This is a genomic window from Trichocoleus sp. DQ-A3 (genome assembly GCF_039961975.1).
In the GTDB taxonomy this organism is placed as follows: Bacteria; Cyanobacteriota; Cyanobacteriia; order Cyanobacteriales; family FACHB-T130; genus FACHB-T130.
This window is the reverse complement of the sequence record NZ_JAMPKC010000009.1, coordinates 71586-89876: the sequence shown is the minus strand read 5'-3', so window position 1 is coordinate 89876 and position 18291 is coordinate 71586. Positions and strand designations below refer to the sequence as shown.

The 18291-nt window shown below is 48.4% G+C and carries 15 protein-coding genes; 4 read left to right on the top strand and 11 right to left on the bottom strand.

Going from position 1 to position 18291, the window contains the following annotated elements; all coding sequences use genetic code 11:
- Positions 1–34 precede the first annotated feature (34 nt).
- Entirely contained in the window at positions 35–2191 is a 2157-nt protein-coding gene (locus tag NDI44_RS15495; RefSeq protein WP_190411827.1) for a polyribonucleotide nucleotidyltransferase, read from the bottom strand.
- A 394-nt stretch (positions 2192–2585) separates the two neighbouring features.
- Positions 2586–2882, bottom strand: a complete 297-nt coding sequence (locus tag NDI44_RS15490) for a hypothetical protein (protein WP_199304788.1) — start codon at positions 2880–2882, stop codon at positions 2586–2588.
- A 165-nt stretch (positions 2883–3047) separates the two neighbouring features.
- On the opposite strand from NDI44_RS15490, the gene NDI44_RS15485 reads away from it, so the two are divergent.
- On the top strand, positions 3048–6242 hold the full coding sequence (locus NDI44_RS15485; RefSeq protein ID WP_190411826.1) for a DEAD/DEAH box helicase: 3195 nt from the start codon (positions 3048–3050) through the stop codon (positions 6240–6242).
- A gap of 68 nt (positions 6243–6310) precedes the next feature.
- Positions 6311–7138, top strand: a complete 828-nt coding sequence (locus NDI44_RS15480) for an SWIM zinc finger family protein (RefSeq protein ID WP_190411825.1) — start codon at positions 6311–6313, stop codon at positions 7136–7138.
- A gap of 134 nt (positions 7139–7272) precedes the next feature.
- Here the strand turns inward: NDI44_RS15480 and NDI44_RS15475 are convergent, their stop codons facing one another.
- The 6 genes from NDI44_RS15475 to NDI44_RS15450 form a co-directional block, all read right to left on the bottom strand.
- The gene (locus NDI44_RS15475; RefSeq protein ID WP_190411824.1) at positions 7273–7458 is read right to left on the bottom strand and encodes a PCP reductase family protein; all 186 of its coding nucleotides are present in this window, start codon (positions 7456–7458) and stop codon (positions 7273–7275) included.
- Between the two features lie 173 nt (positions 7459–7631).
- Entirely contained in the window at positions 7632–9212 is a 1581-nt protein-coding gene (locus tag NDI44_RS15470; RefSeq protein WP_190411823.1) for a hypothetical protein, read from the bottom strand.
- Positions 9213–9497: 285 nt separating this feature from the next.
- The gene (locus tag NDI44_RS15465) at positions 9498–10277 is read right to left on the bottom strand and encodes a photosystem II S4 domain protein (protein WP_190411822.1); all 780 of its coding nucleotides are present in this window, start codon (positions 10275–10277) and stop codon (positions 9498–9500) included.
- A gap of 142 nt (positions 10278–10419) precedes the next feature.
- Positions 10420–11433, bottom strand: coding sequence for a two pore domain potassium channel family protein (locus NDI44_RS15460; RefSeq protein WP_190411821.1), 1014 nt, complete (start codon positions 11431–11433; stop codon positions 10420–10422).
- 124 nt (positions 11434–11557) lie between these two features.
- Complete coding sequence (locus NDI44_RS15455; protein ID WP_190411820.1) at positions 11558–12073, bottom strand: hypothetical protein; 516 nt, start codon at positions 12071–12073, stop codon at positions 11558–11560.
- 74 nt (positions 12074–12147) lie between these two features.
- Positions 12148–12483 (bottom strand): hypothetical protein, encoded by a 336-nt coding sequence (locus NDI44_RS15450; RefSeq protein WP_190427599.1) that lies wholly within the window; start codon positions 12481–12483, stop codon positions 12148–12150.
- A gap of 86 nt (positions 12484–12569) precedes the next feature.
- Between NDI44_RS15450 and serA the strand changes: the two genes are divergently transcribed.
- Both serA and prmA read left to right on the top strand, forming a co-directional pair.
- The gene (gene serA, locus NDI44_RS15445; protein WP_190411818.1) at positions 12570–14150 is read left to right on the top strand and encodes a phosphoglycerate dehydrogenase; all 1581 of its coding nucleotides are present in this window, start codon (positions 12570–12572) and stop codon (positions 14148–14150) included.
- Positions 14151–14416: 266 nt separating this feature from the next.
- A complete protein-coding gene (gene prmA, locus NDI44_RS15440; RefSeq protein ID WP_190411817.1) occupies positions 14417–15307 on the top strand; it encodes a 50S ribosomal protein L11 methyltransferase in 891 nt (296 codons plus the stop codon).
- Positions 15308–15529: 222 nt separating this feature from the next.
- On the opposite strand, the gene cobA is transcribed toward prmA, so the two are convergent.
- The 3 genes from cobA to NDI44_RS15425 all read right to left on the bottom strand — a co-directional run bounded on the left by cobA (position 15530) and on the right by NDI44_RS15425 (position 18131).
- Positions 15530–16342, bottom strand: a complete 813-nt coding sequence (cobA, locus tag NDI44_RS15435; RefSeq protein ID WP_190411816.1) for a uroporphyrinogen-III C-methyltransferase — start codon at positions 16340–16342, stop codon at positions 15530–15532.
- Positions 16339–17205, bottom strand: coding sequence for a sirohydrochlorin chelatase (locus NDI44_RS15430; protein ID WP_190411942.1), 867 nt, complete (start codon positions 17203–17205; stop codon positions 16339–16341). Before NDI44_RS15430 ends, cobA begins: the two co-directional genes overlap by 4 nt.
- Positions 17206–17441: 236 nt before the next feature.
- On the bottom strand, positions 17442–18131 hold the full coding sequence (locus NDI44_RS15425) for a manganese catalase family protein (protein WP_190411815.1): 690 nt from the start codon (positions 18129–18131) through the stop codon (positions 17442–17444).
- Between the last annotated feature and the right edge of the window lie 160 nt (positions 18132–18291).

Below are 18291 nucleotides of genomic sequence, written 5' to 3'. Positions count from 1 at the left end.
TAACCGCTAATCGCTAATCGCTAAGTGCTTTTTTTTAACGACTTGCTGCCGCTTCACGAGCAGCTGCCGCTTCATCTGGGTGAATCCCCAAGCGCGTCAGATTAATCCGACCTTTGCTATCAATTTCCCGTACCTTGACAATGACTTCATCCCCGACAGCCACTTCATCTTCGACGCGACCGACTCGGTAATCAGCAAGTTGAGAAATGTGGATCATCCCTTCTTTTCCGGGAAGCACTTCCACAAACGCCCCAATTGGAATAATCCGGGTTACGCGACCAGCGTATACATCACCCTCATTCAGCCTCCGCGTCATCCCTTGGATGATGTTGCGGGCTTTCTTCGCCTTCTCGCCATCTACTGCTGAAATCGTGATCGTGCCATCATCCTCAATGTCGATTTTGGCACCCGTTTCTTCAGTGATGCTCTTAATCATCTTGCCTCCAGGCCCGATGACCATGCCAATGAGTTCTGGCTCAATCTTGAGCGTTAGCAAGCGAGGTGCATAAGGTGACATCTCGGTGCGGGGCTGGTCAATGGTTGCCAGCATTTTCTCTAAAATGTGCAGCCTAGCGCCCTTTGCTTGCTCGACGGCTTTGGCAATGATATCCAGAGGCAGTCCGCTGATCTTCATGTCCATTTGCAAGGCAGTGATACCAGTATCAGTACCTGCCACCTTAAAGTCCATGTCACCTAAGAAATCTTCAATGCCCTGAATATCAGTCAGAATGCGAACTTCCTCGCCTTCTTTAATCAGTCCCATTGCTGCGCCACTCACCGGCTTCGCAATGGGTACGCCAGCATCCATCAAAGCCAGGGTGGAACCACACACCGAACCCATCGATGTGGAACCATTAGAAGAAAGAACTTCAGACACCACCCGAATCACGTAGGGGAACTCTTCCTTCGGTGGTAACACTGGCACTATTGCCCGTGCGGCTAGTGCCCCGTGACCAATTTCCCGACGACCGGGTGCCCGCATCGGCTTGGTTTCCCCAACAGAAAAGGGTGGAAAATTATAGTGATGTAAATAGCGCTTTTCATCTTCTGGATGCAGGTCATCTGCAAGATCCTGGGCATCGCCTGGGGTGCCAAGAGTACAAACAGATAACACCTGGGTCAGTCCGCGGTTAAACAAACCGCTGCCATGAACCCGATTGGGCAACAGACCAACGCGACAAGAGACAGGGCGTACTTCATCAAGCTTGCGACCATCTACCCGGACGCTGTCTTCGACAATCTGACGGCGCATCAGCTTCTTGGTAATGTCTTTAAAGACGTTACTCACTGCTTTAGAGTTAGCCGCAGAAGCCACTCGGATGGGGTCGTCTTCGGCTAATTCTGCGATCGCTGCCAGGATTTGTGTCTCTTTGATCTGATCTAAAAGAGCATCGCGGCTATTTTTGTCCAGTTCAAATTTGGAGAGGACTTCTTTGATTTGGGCAGTCGCGCGATCGCGAATAAAATTCTCTAGGGTCGAATCGACTTCCGGCTGGATTTCTTGAACCAATTCAATCCCCAGTGCTGCCATGAGTTCTCGCTGCGCCTCAATCAAGTCGCGCACCGCCTCATAGCCGAAATCAATCGCCTCAATGACATCCTGTTCTGGCAGCTGATTCGCTCCAGCTTCGACCATAATCACGCCATCTGGAGAGCCTGCCACCACCAGATCCAAATCCCCCGCCTCAATCTCGGCGTAGGTAGGATTGATAATAAAATCATCCCCCACCAAACCAACCCGCACCGCTGCCATCGGTCCTTGGAAGGGAATCTGTGCTAAAAGCACCGCAATTGAAGCACCTGTTACCGCCAGAACATCCGGCGGTACCTGCTCATCCATCGACAGCGTGGTTGCTACTACCTGAATGTCATCTCTCAGCCAGGAAGGAAATAATGGACGCAGGGGACGGTCAATCAAACGACCCGTGAGCGTTACTTTTTCGGGGGGACGCCCTTCTCGTCGCAAGAAACCACCGGGAATCCGACCGGCTGCATAAAGCCTTTCTTCGTAATCTACCATTAACGGCAGGAAATCAATGCCTTCTCGGCCTCCGGAGCGAGTCGCCGTGACTAAAACTGCGGTGTCTCCTGACTGAATTAAAACTGAACCCCCAGCTTGAGGGGCAAGCAAACCCACCTTCAGTCGAATATCCCGTCCATCAAAGGATATTGACTTGTCTAGCTCTACCATGCGGTACTTTGTCCTTCTATCATTTTTCTTTATCTTTCGCAATCGTAGCACTTAGGTACTGGTGGTGCCTTTAGTGTAGATGACGGCATTCCGGAGACGAGGACGGACAGAGGAGTAAGGGCGCAGAGGATCGACGATAACAACTGACGGCTGATAAATTAGCGCAAAGAGAGGTACATCTTTAGGACGTCTCCTACTCGTCCCTGAGATAGTCCATCAAATAAATGTGCAGCGATCAGAATCCGCCCGATTCTCTCAAATATTAAAGATTGTCACAATCGGATAGAAGGCGTGTTAATTGCCAAGACAAAATTGAACATCATCGCCGTGTAACCCTTAACGGCAGCTATTTCTAGCATTGCTCTCGATCAACCTACTCATGCTTTGACCCCGCTCAAGCAGGTTGTACAATAAATCCAGCATTGCAGATGTCGCTGCACCGTCCGGGAAAGTTGGGCTTGAGTATAGTAAAGCTCCCAAGATTTTCATCGGCGTTGGTGGATTTAGTGTGGTTATCGGTGGCAACAAAAGCATCGTGGGTCATCCAATAGGCAGCAAATTCTACTTTGGATAGAGGTTTACTTTTGCGATAAGTTTGACCCTCAATAATAATCAGATTCAGTAATTCTCTGACTGCATCTTGCTCAGAAGGAAACATCTGGTCGAGTTCGGCTTTAATCCCATTTGGCAAGAAGGTCGTTAAAAAAGTAAATAAATTTTAATTTTTAAGTAAAACTTGTAAAAAGTGATGCCTTTAATTTAGCTAAGGAAAAAGCATCGAATTATCTAATTGCTAATTTCTGCTCTAATAAACGTTAATAAATTGAGTTAATTCTCACAAAAAAAGCTTTTAAATATGGCAGTTTTACACGGTAGTTGGCTCGTTCAACCTCAGGGTGGTTATCTATTTGTTTGGGGAGAAATTTGGCGACCCATGACGCCTGCGATGTCTTCTCAACCCGATACAGTGGCATCCCATCCGATGGCGATGACGCAGGTGGAATTAATCGCTTTTTTGCGATCGCGTAGTCTCCTTGGAGAATCGCGCAGCCATTCGAGAAGTCAGGCTAACGAGAAATGGCACAAGAAAGCGATCGCTCTGCCTAGCCAAACCTCAGAGACAGGCGAGCCAATTTATCCGGTGCTGTCTACCAAAATGCTTTCAGAAGGTGCGGATGCTTCAACCTTATCCTTACACCCCTGGCAAGTTGAAGGGCTATGTCTCGATCCTCTGGAAGCCATACAATTTTTGCAAGCGTTGCCCCTTGGCTCTTTTCAAGCATCTGATACTTATGTCGGGGGAGATTTACGCTTTTGGGCACAGGTTAGCCGCTGGATTTTGGATCTTCTGGTGCGATCTAAATTTTTACCAACCCTGCATCGGCAGTCAAATGGTACTGTTGTCGCCGCTTGGCAACCTCTACTCGATAGTGGGTTAGATCAAGCGCGTTTAGAAAAGTTTACCCAGCTCATGCCCTCTGCCTGCCGCACTTATCAACATTTAGAGGTTAGTAGTAAAGATAAACCTAACGAACAACTGGAACCGGACGAACCCAAGGAATTACTCTTAGGATTCTTAGGCAGTGCAATCGACGCGCAAGTGCGTTCGGGTGTTGGGAATTCTCCCTTACCCGCAGTAGAACCGATCTTGCAGGAGTGGTTGCAAGCCCTTTCTACCACATCCAATACCCTCAAAGCAGAACCGGCGGCAATTGGACGCTTGGAAGCAGCCTTTCAGACTTGGACATCGCCAGTACGAGATCATTTAGTCGCCCCGGTGTTCGCTAGCGGCGATTTGAGAACCCGCCAATACCAACAAAACCGATTTCGCACCTGTTTCCTTCTCCAACCACCTGTATCAGGTGATGAGAATTGGAGTTTAGAATACTTTCTTCAAGCAACGGGCGACCCAGAATTTTTGGTGGATGCAGAAACTATCTGGAACCATCCCTTAGAGCGTTTGGTCTTCAAAGGTCGCACGATTGAGCATCATCAGGAGACTTTTCTAAGTGGCTTAGGTCTGGGTGCGCGACTTTATCCGCCCATTGAAGCCAGCTTGCATGACCGTCGCCCGCAGTCTTGTCGCTTGACACCCGTGCAGGTGTACGAATTTATTAAGGCGGGTGCGTGGCGACTCAAGGACAGTGGATTGGGAGTCGTGATGCCGTCCAGTCTGATGCCTGCGGAGGGAGAAAATAGGCATTTGGGGCTGAAAATTCGCTCTAGCACTACACCGGGCAAAGGTCAGTCGGGATTGCAAAGCTGGTTGTCTTTCGAGTGGGAATTAGCAATTGGCGATCGCACGATTTCTAAACAAGAATTTGACCGTCTAATCGCTCTGCAAAGTCCGCTAGTGCAAGTGAATGGGGAGTGGATAGCCCTGCAACCCTCCGATGTGAAAGCCGCTCAGTTGCTGCTGGCAACGCCCAAAGACCAAATGGCGCTTTCCTTAGAAGATGCTCTGCGGCTGAGTACCGGCGATACCAAGGTAATCGAAAAACTTCCGGTAGTTAGCTTTGAGGCAGCAGGGCCGCTTCAGCAGTTGCTAACAACTTTAACCAATAATCAGGCGGTGGAAGCGATCGCGCCGCCTGCCAATTTCCAGGGGCAGTTGCGACCTTATCAAGCGCGGGGCGTTGGCTGGCTCTCCTTCCTCGAACGCTGGGGTTTGGGAGCTTGCCTCGCAGACGATATGGGATTGGGAAAAACAATTCAATGCATCGCCTTTCTGCTGAATTTACAAGAAGGAGAGAAATTAGAAGCACCAACGCTATTAGTTTGCCCGACTTCAGTTTTGGGAAACTGGGAACGAGAAGTTAAGAAATTTGGCCCCACGCTGAAAGTCGTCGTCCATCACGGGGATAAACGATCGAAAGGGAAAGCGTTGGCGAAAGCCTTTAAGGGCAAAGATTTGGTAATTACCAGTTATTCACTGGCGTTTCGAGATGCCAAAGACCTTCAGAGTGTTTCTTGGCGGGGTGTGGTGCTGGATGAAGCTCAAAATATTAAGAATCCACAGGCGAAGCAATCGCAAGCAGTACGTCAGTTACAAGCAGGTTTTCGGATTGCGTTAACCGGAACTCCGGTGGAGAATCGCTTGGCAGAACTTTGGTCAATTTTAGATTTCCTGAATCCGGGGTATTTGGGAACGCGGGATTTCTTTCAACGCCGGTTTGCCTTGCCGATTGAAAAATATGGAGATATGGCTTCGTTGCAGACATTGCGATCGCTGGTGAGTCCTTTTATTCTGCGTCGCCTGAAAAGCGATCGCAATATCATTCAAGATTTGCCAGATAAGCAGGAAATGACCGTATTCTGCGGACTTTCTGCCGAACAAGCCGCACTCTATCAAAAATTGGTGGAAGAATCGCTAGTTGAAATTGAAGCCAGCGAAGGTGTGCAACGCAAGGGAATCATTTTAGCTTTGTTGATAAAGTTAAAGCAAATCTGCAACCATCCCGCCCAATTTTTAAAGGAAAAAGAACTGGTAGCACAGCGTCGCTCTGGCAAACTTCAGCGTTTAGAAGAGATGTTGGAGGAAGCTTTATTAGAAGGCGATCGCGCCTTGATTTTTACTCAATTTGCCGAGTGGGGAAAACTTCTCCAACCCTATTTAGAGAAACATCTAGGTGGGGAAACTCTATTTTTATATGGAGGCACCCGCAAACAACAACGGGAGGAAATGATTGACCGATTCCAAAATGACCCAGAAGGCCCCCGAATTTTTATTCTTTCTTTAAAAGCTGGTGGAACGGGTCTCAATTTAACACGTGCGAATCATGTCTTTCATTTCGACCGTTGGTGGAACCCAGCAGTTGAAAATCAGGCAACGGATCGGGTATTTCGGATTGGTCAAACCCGGAATGTACAGGTACATAAATTCACCTGTACCGGCACCCTCGAAGAAAGAATTAATGAAATGATTGAAAGTAAAAAAGCATTGGCAGAGCAAGTGGTGGGTGCCGGTGAACAGTGGATTACGGAACTGAATACTGACCAACTCCGCAATTTATTGCTGCTAGATCGTACTGCTGTGATTGATGATGAATAAGCAAATCCTGAGTCATCAGTCGTTATTAGACTTTTTGGATAAATGACGAATAAAAAATAAGCAATAATATGAACAATTACGAAATTCAAAGCCGCGAATGGTGGGTTCAAGAATGGATCGATCTATTAGAGAAGTCCCGCTTCAAAAAGCGATTAGAAAGGGCACGAAATTATGCAATGCAGGGAAATGTTCTCAGCATTGAGTTTAAAGGCCCAAAGGTGCTAGCAAAAGTGCAAGGGACGGCACCGGAACCTTATCAAGTTTCCCTATCCCTAGACCCTTTTACGGATGAACAGTGGGATTATGTGATTGAAACGATGTCTCAACGGGCGATTTTTTCTGCCCAACTATTGGCGGGAGAAATGCCGCCCAACATTCAAGAAGTGTTTACCGCCAATGGTTTAAGCATATTTCCCTTTACTCTGTCCGATATCCATGCACGGTGTAGTTGCCCAGATAAGGAAATTCCCTGCAAACACATTGGTGCAGTTTATTATCAGTTAGGCGATCGCTTTAGTGAAGATCCTTTTGTAATCTTCCAGTTGCGGGGACGCCCCAAAGAACAAATCCTCGATACCTTACGCAAGCTAAGACGCGGTACCGCTGAAACTTCTGAGGCTGAAATTACCACAGAGGAGACATCCCAGCCATCAGACGAGGGTACTTCATCCCTAGCAGCAACCCCGCTAAAAATTGAGCAATTCTGGCAATACGACGAACCGCTAGATTCTTCACTGGTCGTAATTGCACCGACTGGTGACACTGTATTAAATGTACTCGGATCGATTCCCCTCGCATCCGGTTCTAGTCAGCCGGTGATGCAATATTTAGACACCGTTTATCAAACAGTGAGTCAGCAAGCTTTTCTAGCAGCGATGAATTTAGAAGAGAGTTGAAGACTACGATCGCATACTTCTTAGTTAACTTCTCCCTTACCCCAGAAAGAGCTATAAATTTCCCATTTTCTAGTTCGGAAATGACCCATGAGGATGAGGTTTGTATGCTCCAAGAAGTATGGCAGCGCGATCGCTCACTGCCCAAATTCTAGCCGCGCCTGCTCCACTAACTCACCCGTGACAACTTCCAAACCCCCTGCACGAGCGATTTGCTCAATTCGCTGACGCGCTTGGGAACGGACAAAAAAAGGAATATTTTTCAGCTTTGCCTTTGCTTCCGGCGTCCACTGTAAAACATCTGTAAAATCAGAATCGCGCATGGCACATCAGCCCTTAGCTATCAGCCGTTTGACTTTTAACTGGTAAACTTAATCGCATTTTATCAAGTTGCGATCGCTCTCGCTTATATCCCTCTTAATGGCTCCTCGCACGAGAGCGATTTCTTGATCCCGATCCATCTTGGTTCGGAAGAAAACCGGGATTATCCCTTGAGTTAAAGTTGCTTCAGCTTCTTGTGTGCCGATTGCAGCAATTGTTGGGATTCTTTATAAGCAGTTGTCCCAGGCTTGACAGTTTGCAGTTGATTGATAATCCCCTGCATCTGGCTAACTATCTGGTTGCGATTTACCTGTGAGGAATCACTGGGAATCGAAGCAATCAAGCTTTGGATTTCCTGTTTAGCTTCTGTGAGGGCTTCTCTTGAATCGCGTTCGGCTTTCAGTCGAGTTTGCACAATTCCTAAGTTAGTTTGGTACGATGCCAGTAACTTTTGGGCTTCTAAATAGCCAGAATCCTCCACTCGAATAGTTTGCAGTTGGTTAATTGCTTTTTCCCACAGATTGTCAATTTGTTGCCACTGTTCTGCTGTATGAGGTGGATTCTGCCCAGCTTTGGCAGCGGCAAAGGCAAATTGTTTTGCTCCCTCAATTAACGTGCCACTACGGGCACTATCGACCGCACTACCGACAGATTGCCGTTTGGTTTGCACCATTCCTAGATTGGTTTGATAGGATGCCAGTAACTTTTGGGCCTCCAAATAGCCAGGATCTTGTAATGGTACTTCTTTGAGTCGGTCAATTGCTTCTTCCCACAATTTTTCAACTTGTTGCCATTGTGCGGCGGTTTGCGGTGGTTGTTGGGCAGCTTTCTCCGCCGAGAGAGCAAATTCCTGGGCTGCTGCGATTAAGGTGCCGGTACGAGCATTCCGGTCAGCAGTACTAGCTACCTTTTCAAAGTCACGCTTGTAGGCTTGGAGTTTAGTTTGTGCGGCTTTTCCTGCGAGGGTTTCCTGTGGAAGTTGATCCATCTGGTCGAGAAATGTCTGCCAAGATGCGATCGCTTTCTCTCTATCTGTTGTAGTCTGCGCTTGTTGATACTGCTGTTTAGCTGTATTCAGCGATTCTTCACCTTGAGTTAGTAGCGTCTGAGCTTGGTTTTCTTGAAACAACTGGGCTTCCATTCGCCCCACAGTTGCACGCGCGGATTTAAACTCATCGAGAGTAAACTGCCAACCGAACCAAAATGTATACTGAGGCCAATAGCCCAAAAACCATACTGGCAGAGCATCAAGATGTTTTTGTGCTTGTTTGACTTTCTCGGCACCTAACTCAAAATCTGCTGGAGAGGTGGCTTTATTAACCAATTGGTCAGCTTGCTCAACTTGAGCGATCGCCTGACGGTAGTGATGATCCATACTCATATAGCTCGGCAGCAGCAAAATTGGTGCTGTTTTGGCAATAGGCCACCGAATCATTGGATAAGGCAAATTCACTACCCAAAGCGCCCCAGCCGAACCAGTCAGGAGTATAGCCGTCCATTTGATTTTGCTAAAAACACCGGGCGGACGGTTCGCTCTGGCAGCTTCCTTGAGTGCCTTCTGGCTAAACTGTGGAAACATGTCTATAACTGCCTCGCGCATTTCATCCAAAGACGCTGGCGAGCCTTTTTGCAACCGAAGTCTTTCTAATCGTCTTAGGACAATCTCTTGCTCAGTCTGACTTAAAGGATCGTTAGCGGAACAGTTCTTTACTTCCGCACGAAGGATTTGAAAGGCGCGATTGTTGAGACGGGACATACTCTATATACAGCAACTCCTGTTAGTGTTCCCGTATCTGACTGGAAAATCCCACAAATCAGGTTGCAGTGGCTCCCCAGAATACTTGCTCAGATGGCAATAACATCTGTTAGCGCAGACGGTGCAGCTCCTCTTCTAAAGCATCTACCACTTTGAATAACGACCCTAAATGATTCGTGAAGATACGATAAATCTGTAGGGGCATGGCATTGTCCCTAACCTTGGTCGCGGTAACGTCAGAACCGCGATATATTCCACCCAACAGAGAAACGCTATAAAACACGCTTACATGAATCTTGTTAGCTGCACGCGGTAACGTTCTTTTTTAGTAACAGCAATTTCCCCAACCTCTAACCGTCCTTTGCCGCGAATCGCGATTAAGTCTCCAGACTTCAGAAGATGACTTGGCTGGGTGACTTCTTTCCAATTCAATCGCACATCACCGCCGTCAATAAAATCAACCATTTTGCTGCGAGACATCCCAAAGCCAGCGGAAGCGATCGCATCCAGCCTCAAAGAAGCCTCAACCGTTGTCAATTCTTTCTTTTTCGGTTCCCGAATCTTTAACTCGCTCAACTCAATTTGCCGAGTTTTTACTGGGACGGAACGCACCTGATTAAGATGCATTCCCAAAAACTCCACCATCTCTGGAACAACAATCGCCTGCGCTCCTTGCTCTCCCAGCACAATCACGTCGCCAGTTTTTTCGCGGACAATTCCACACCCCAACATTGCGCCGAGGAAGTCTCGGTGGGTGGCTTGGTCAAACAAGAAATTACCGGCAATATCGATAGCAGCAATCGAAACTTGTGAGGCATCGAGGGGCAATTCTGCACGCGCGATCGCAATTCGCTGTCGTTCAGCTTGCGGATAACCTCCCCAAGCAAGCAGTTGGACTTCTGTTAACCGATTAAACGCTTGCTGGATTTCAGCTAGTTCTGGAGGAGACAGAAAATCCGTAAAGACTACTTCCCACGTTTTAATCGCTTGATCCGCTAGATCGATAACACGAGCTACAGTCTCTCGATTTTCGACTCCTTTGAGGAGTTCTTCCCTTGGCAACATACAGCAGACGCTTTTGGAGGTGAAACTTTCTTGATTCTATCGTTGGGAGCGGAACCTGACGGACAATGCGATGAGTGCGATCGCTTTCGCGGATGCTGCTTTTAGCGGCTCCTCGCGCTTGGTTAAACTGAATCATTCCCCTTTACCCAAACCGATTCCCGACCTCCTTCCACGACCACCCATCGTTTCTCACTAAGGCGAGGAGCAAACGCCGTCGTCTCGTCAAGTTGCTGACTTCTAATGCAAAGGCTTCATCGCTAACCGTGGGAATCCCGTTAGCACGTAACTCATCGAGAACTGCCAGGGGTGGCACGTCTGAGGCTGGCTTAATGTAAGCAGAAGTCAGGGTTTCTAGAAAGACTGACAGGGTTTGCCGCACTGGGTATAGCGCCACCGCATCGGGTCGATGTTCCGGCTTAATTCCAGATTCGAGCAAGGTCAGCGCCTCGTCCAAGACAGCTATGTTAACTTCCGCCGCTGTCTCCCGCTTGGTGCTATGAAAGTAATGAAGTACCGGATAAGCGAAATGACTTTGCCCGTATAAGGCTAGCATGGGCGCGATCGCTACCAAGTGCTGAGATAGCATCCCAAAATCTTTACCGTTCCATGCTTTGGTGACGATTTCGGTGGGAGTATTACCAAGACAGGAAATGTAGGTTGCTAGCTGTCGTTTCTGGGTTCCGGCTGACACTACAGAAAGCAGATAAGTAATCGATAGAGTAATGAGGAAAAACCCGTTTGCTGCTGCTGTCGCAGTTGCCAGTTGCCAAATTTTTCCTTGGGGTTGGTAGTCTCCAAGACCGAGGGTAACTAAGGTATAACCTGTAAAGTAAATTTTTTCCCAGATATCAGTAGGCTGCTTTGTATCCGCAGAAATCAACGAGCGATCGCTGGCGCTAAAAATTAAGACCCATCCTGCCCAAGTAGCCAAAATCCACAGCAGCGTAGAAATGCCAATGGTGCTGTAGCCTGCAACGGAAAGCATCTGATGAGAGGGAGAGGAGCGATGTCGATGGAGAAGCAATCTCCACAAGCAATTGGACAATCTAGATGTAATCGGCCCCCCACCGCCGCCGACGGCGATCGTTGTCCAAAGCACATCAACTACGATCGAGCCGACGAGCGCAACTCCCAAACAAGTTGGCAATATTTGCATCTAAACCCCCTTCCAGTGACTTGCGCTCAGGCTGGTAGTTAAAGTAACAATGTTGTGTTTGTTACTTCCTCTGCCCGTGGATGGAAGACCCAGCCAGCTCGAAAGGTTGGAAGGTGCTTATTTTCTAGACTCCCTCTGAGTCAACGTAGCCTTGGATATTTTCGGGTTCAAACTGACGGAGAATCCGAGTCGCTTGGCGGATGATCGTTTCGGAAGCTTTGACGACAATCAGATACTTACCGGCATTGAGGCGGTTGCGGTAAGGCAAGGCATCACCACTTCCCAGCGCCAAGCCTACTCCTCCCCCCACAAACACGCTACCCATCGCACCGGAGGCGGCACCTAAAAGTCCAGCAATCAGGTAATTGCCGATTGGACCCGCCCAGGCAAAGGTGTCTAAACCCGTGGTGATATTGAAAGCTATTCCAGCGAAAAATCCAAAGGGGATGAGCCAATAAGCCATCAGCTTTGATTGCTTTTTAGCTTGCTCGTTGGGGTCAATTAAGCCAAATTCATCCGCGCTTTTGTATCCTCTGCCCAAAATACTAACTTTATTCATCGGTAAGCCTTCTTTCTCTAAAGCGGAATAGGCGGCTTCTGCCTGGATGCGGTCTGCCAGTACGGCAACGAGATAATTCATGGTGATTCGTAAAATGCTGAGATAGCCTTAGTTAAAGCCTAGCAGTGCAAGGGACAGCAAATCTTCTACCGTAATTAGGATGCACTTGCGCGAGAAGTCGCTAGGAGCGGTATATGCGAAAGCGATCGCATTTGTGCGATGGGTAGCTGATATCTTTGGCTGTGTTTTGTTTCCTTCCGCCATCGGCAAGAAGCACTTCGCCCACGCGAATGAAAGTTAAAAACTTTCAGCCAACCAGCCGTACAAAGACACCTGATACAGTTAAAATGACCTTCTGCCTGTATTGTTCGTGGTGGAGAGTGATTAGACGCGATGTCTAAGCCAGCTCCCATCAGGCAAGCTTGCTCCCAAGGTTTTACCGGCACGCGATCGCGTAACGCAAGGGAGCTATCCTGGCGAAGTGGATGCAACGCAACGCGCGACTTGCGGTTTTGACCTTTTAGGGGTCGTGCGTGCGTGTCGTAATGGAATTTTTATTTAGACTCACCTGCCCATCATGTCCAAGGTTCTTGTTTCCGATCCCATAGACCAAGTTGGAATAGATATCCTCTCCCAAGTTGCCCAAGTTGACATTAAAACAGGTCTTTCTCCAGAAGAACTGGTGCGAATTATGCCAGAGTATGACGCTCTGATGATTCGTTCTGGAACCCATGTCACCAAAGAAATTATCGAAGCGGGCACCCAGCTAAAAATTATTGGTCGTGCTGGAGTTGGCGTCGATAATGTCGATGTTCCAGCCGCCACCCGACAAGGAATTGTCGTCGTCAATTCCCCCGAAGGTAACACCATTGCAGCAGCAGAACACGCTTTGGCAATGATGCTATCGCTCTCCCGTTATATCCCCGAAGCCAATCAGTCGGTGAAAAGCAGTCAGTGGGATCGCAAGAGTTTTATCGGGGCTGAAGTTTACAAGAAAACGCTGGGTGTTGTCGGTTTGGGGAAAATTGGTTCTCATGTCGCCAGCGTTGCGAAAGCGATGGGGATGAAACTGCTAGCTTACGATCCCTTCATCTCGGTAGAACGGGCAGATGAACTGGGTTGTCGTCTAGTCGATCTGGATATGCTGTTTCAGGAATCCGATTACATTACCCTGCACATCCCTAAAACTCCAGAAACGACTCATCTGATTAACGCCGAGGCGATCGCTAAAATGAAACCCACGACTCGGATTATCAATTGTGCCCGTGGTGGCATTATTGATGAGGCAGCCTTGGCGGAGGCGTTAAAAGCTGGCAAAATTGCTGGGGCGGCGTTGGACGTTTTTGAGACAGAACCGCTTGGCGAGTCGGAGTTGCGATCGCTGGGGAAAAATCTCATCCTGACTCCCCATCTGGGAGCCTCTACAGCAGAAGCTCAGGTAAATGTTGCTATCGATGTTGCCGAGCAGATTCGGGACGTTCTGCTGGGCCTACCAGCGCGTTCAGCCGTGAATATTCCTGGATTGCGGCCTGACGTATTGGAAAAACTCAGACCTTATCTCCTCTTGGCGGAAACTCTGGGTCATTTGGTCGGGCAACTGGCTGGAGGACGGATTGAGTTGTTGAATATCAGCTTGCAGGGAGAATTGGCAACTAATCAAAGTCAGCCTCTCATCGTAGCAGCACTGAAAGGGCTGCTCTCTCAAGCGTTGAGAGAGCGAGTGAACTACGTGAATGCCAGTATTGAGGCAAAGGAGCGGGGAATTCGCGTGATTGAAACGCGGGATGCCTCGATTCGAGATTATTCGGGTTCGCTGCAACTGTCGGCAAAGGGTTCCCTAGGAGAACACTCGGTCACTGGTGCTTTATTGGGCGATAACGAAATTCGGATCACTAGCATTGATGATTTTCCCATCAACGTCCCCCCCACTTCTAATATGCTGTTTACGCTGCACCGCGATATGCCAGGAATTATCGGGAATATTGGTTCCCTATTGGGCAGCTTTAATGTCAATATTGCCAGTATGCAGGTGGGTCGTAAAATCGTGCGCGGCGATGCAGTAATGGTGTTAAGCCTGGACGATCCCCTACCAGAGGGAATTTTGGCAGAAATTCTCAAGATTCCCGGCATTCGAGATGCCTATACGGTAACTTTATAAGTGCTGATGGCTGAGGATGTAGGACTGAGGATGTAGGACTGAGGATGTAGGACTGAGGACTGAGGATGAAGAAAAGAGGTACACAAAGAGTAAATTCTTTTTAGTTTCTCTTTACTCTATATTGCTAAGTTCTAGGTTCTAACCTTCCTCAGTCCTCAGCTAGTGCTTCGCACCATTGGGCTAACAGTCCTCAGCCCTCAGTCCTCAGCCCTCAGTCCTCAGCCCTCATACCTCAGTCCTTAGTCCTCAGCCCTCAGCCCTGATGTATGGCAAACACCTGGTGGGAAATTCAAGTTCTCTGCGACCCAGCCTTAGAAGATTTAATTTTCTGGCGGCTGGAAAAATTTGGCTGTCGCGGCACATCCATTGAGGTTAAAGGACACTCGCGCCTAGTGTGTGGTTATTTATCCGCACTCCAAGCGCAGTTATTAGATTTGGCGGCGCTGTCTCTGTGGCTGCGTCAAGATGCGCTGAATGTGGGAATGCCGATGCCGGTGATGGATTGGCATTTAATTGATGAGGAAGATTGGGCAAGTAGCTGGAAGCAATACTGGCAACCGCAAGAAGTTGGCGATCGCTTATTAATCTACCCCGCTTGGTTGCCCCCTCCAGAGCAGACGGAACGGCTTACCCTGCGCCTCGATCCCGGAGCCGCTTTTGGCACCGGCACCCATCAAACGACTCAGCTGTGTCTGGAAGCGTTGGAGATGCGATTGGGTTTGGGCACTCCCGATATCGTTGTGGCAGATATTGGTTGTGGATCTGGCATTCTCTCGATTGCCGCAATGCTTTTAGGTGCCGAAAAGGTTTATGCCGCAGATCTTGACCCGATGGCGGTGCGAGCCACCCACAGCAACCGAGAACTCAACAAAATTAGCCCCGATCGGTTGATTGTGGAGCAAGGCAGTATCGATCGCTTAATGCAATTGTTACATGAGCCGGTCGATGGCATTCTTTGCAATATTCTGGCGGAGGTGATTATCGACTTGATCCCGCAGATGACAGAGATGGCTAAACCCAGCACTTGGGGAATTATTAGCGGCGTTTTGCTAGAACAAGCGAAGCCCATTGCCGATACTTTAGAGCAACATGATTGGATTGTTGCCACGCTCTGGCGGCGTCAAGAGTGGTGCTGCTTTAATATTCGACGCTCATAAATTAGGACTGAGTGCTGAGGACTGAGGACTGAGAGAGGAGAGAGGACTGAGGTTTGAGGACTGTTAGCAAAGTAGTGCGAAGCACAAGCTGAGTAAGGTATGAAAGGTCTTAAATCAGACGTACCAATTAACTACCGATCGCTTTTTATAGCTTTTTACTGAGATTTTAGCCCTCAGTTCTCAGTCCTCAGTCCTCAGCCCTCAGTCTTCAGTCCTCAATCCTCAGCCCTCAATCTTCAAGCTGAGTGGACGACATCCTGACAGAATTTGGTGCATATTCACGACAGCACCAATAATGGCGATCGCGGGTGCCCCAAATCCAGTCGCCTCGACTTGCGCCACAATCGTCTCCAAAGTGCCAATGAGTTCTTCTTGTTCCGGTCGGGTTCCCCAGCGCACCAACGCTACTGGCGTCTCTGGGCTTAAGCCTGCTGTCTGAAGTTGTTCCGTAATGTAAGGTAAGTTGTGAACGCCCATGTAGATGACAATGGTTTCAGAACCGTGGGCGATCGCTTGCCAGTTCACGGCGGGTCGATACTTTCCGGCGGATTCGTGTCCGGTAACAAATGTCACCGAGGAGCTATAAGCGCGGTGAGTTAAAGGAATTCCCGCATAAGCGGGTGCGGCAATCCCAGATGTCACTCCCGGTACTACTTCCACCGGCACTCCCGCATTTACCAAGTCTTCCATCTCTTCGCCGCCCCGACCAAACACAAAGGGATCGCCGCCTTTGAGGCGCACCACGATTGCCGCAGTTTGTGCTTTTTCAATTAATAGTTGAGTCGTTTCTTCCTGTAACAGGGAATGACGCCCCATCCGCTTTCCAGCGTCAATTTTTTCGGCTTGGGGATTAATCATTGCCAAAATTTGGGGACTCACCAGAGCGTCGTAAACTACGACATCGGCACACTCCAACAGCCCTTTTCCTTTGAGGGTTAATAAACCAGGATCTCCTGGCCCTGCACCCACTAGATATACTTTACCCAAACACGTTCTCCTGTTTACCTGTGTGTTCTCTGACAGTGTGAGGTTCATTGACTTCTCAAATCCCAAATTAAATCCGCTAATTCTGCGCTAGCGCCGATTGGTTCAGCCATCTGGAGTTTTGCCGATGGAAACTGCTGGGATAATCGCTCAACTGTTTGAGCGATCGCATCCGTAATTCCCCCAGCAAATAGAAAATAAGGCAGGATGGCGATTTTTTCCTTCCCCGCCTCAACCAACGCTTTCACCCTGTCCTCTAGGCTGGGTGGCACTGACCAGTAAGCAGGCACCGCGTCCAAAGTCCGTGCAATGGTTTCTACTGATTGATTTCCCCCAGCACGGCGGCTTCCGTGAGCTAGGAGAATCCGAGCGTCTGCTGTTATCGAAGCGAATTGACTGGCTAACAGACGACTCAAGCCAAGGTGAGTGCCTAAGTGAGGACGAATGTCAAGTTTCAATTTAGAGCCAAACGCTACTTGAGCGATCGCAACTTCCTCTGGGATATCCTCCATGACGTGAACTCCCGGCAGTAGAAACAGCGGCAACACCTGAATGCAGGGGTTCTCAGAATGGTACTCAGATGCAACAGCGCGATTCTGCTTTATAGACGCCACGCGATTCTGCTTCGCAGACGCTACGCGAACGCCAAATTGCCGAATTTGCTCGTGCAACGGCTGGGTTGCCAATTCTAGCACTGCTGTACCCACCAGTGGTTCTTGTAAAGACGTAAAATTTCGCGTCTCTAGCATGGGCGATGCAGCCAAGCGGCGAACGGGTTGAAATGCCTGCACCCAGGCATTCTCTGACCTTTGTGCCTTCTCGTAGATCAGGGTTGCCAGCTGTTCTACAGCCGCTTGGGGGCGCGGGTCGCGGCTTCCGTGAGAGACCAGTAGATAGGCAGATGACTTGGGCAAGTGTGTAACTACAGGCTTTTGAGCAGTTTCTTTATTCAATTTGATATCGTTTCCAGCAACAATTTCTGTATCAATCGTTTCCAATTGACAATTTATCCCAGTGGTTTACCAATTTGGGTACCGCTGATGGTTAGAGGATTTCTAATATTATTAATAACTTATTCATAAAAATAGAGCCACTGGGCTACACCTCCCCGTGACTCTATCTTTTTTAATTGAGTTCTACTGCTGACGATTTACTGTTTAACTTCAGCAGATGGATCGGCGACATACTGGAAATCCGGTTCCGAGTTCCAAGGCCCGCGCTCATCTTTACCATTCGTAGACAAGTTGAAGTAAAGATTGACCGTTTCATCCGGCTGGATATTGCCAAAGAAAGGATCTGTTAATTTGCCCAACGAAGAAAGTGCATTCATGAACATCTTCGTATGAGAAATTTCGCGAGTCAACAAATGTACCAAGGTGTCTTTTGTACCTTGATCCGGAGCCATTTTGATCAGCTCCTCATAGGTTTGACGTGCCCCAGCCTCAGCGGCGATGTCTGCCCGCAGATCGCGCACAACATCCCCACCTTCATTGATATAGTTCGCTGTCCAAGCGCTTCCTTGGCTATCTAAAAAGTGTGGTCCCATGCCGCGTACAGCAAAGAGCGTACTCCGGTACGCTTCTGTTTGATCTACATTCTTGGTATGTGATTCAATCAGTTTGCCAACCATTTCTAAGTGGCTAAACTCTTCGATTGCAATATCTTGGAGCATATCCCGAATACCAGGATTTTCGCAATGAAATGACTGCACCCAATACTGTAAAGCGGCTGTTAATTCACCCGTTGCTCCCCCAAACTGCTCTAGCAGTAGCTGGGCATAACGTGGATTCGGCTCTGTGATATTAACAGTATGAATGGGTTCTTTTTTATGGAAAAACATGAATGGATTCCTTTCCTCTATTTGCCGGATCGTTGAGCGCTTGCCAATATTTTTTGTAAAGGAATTCAAAAAAAACGATTCTTTTTCCTTCACAAATCAAGGTATATACCCATACTTTAGATCGGCTGTCAAAGGTATTCCTGCCTCATCGGGTAGACTT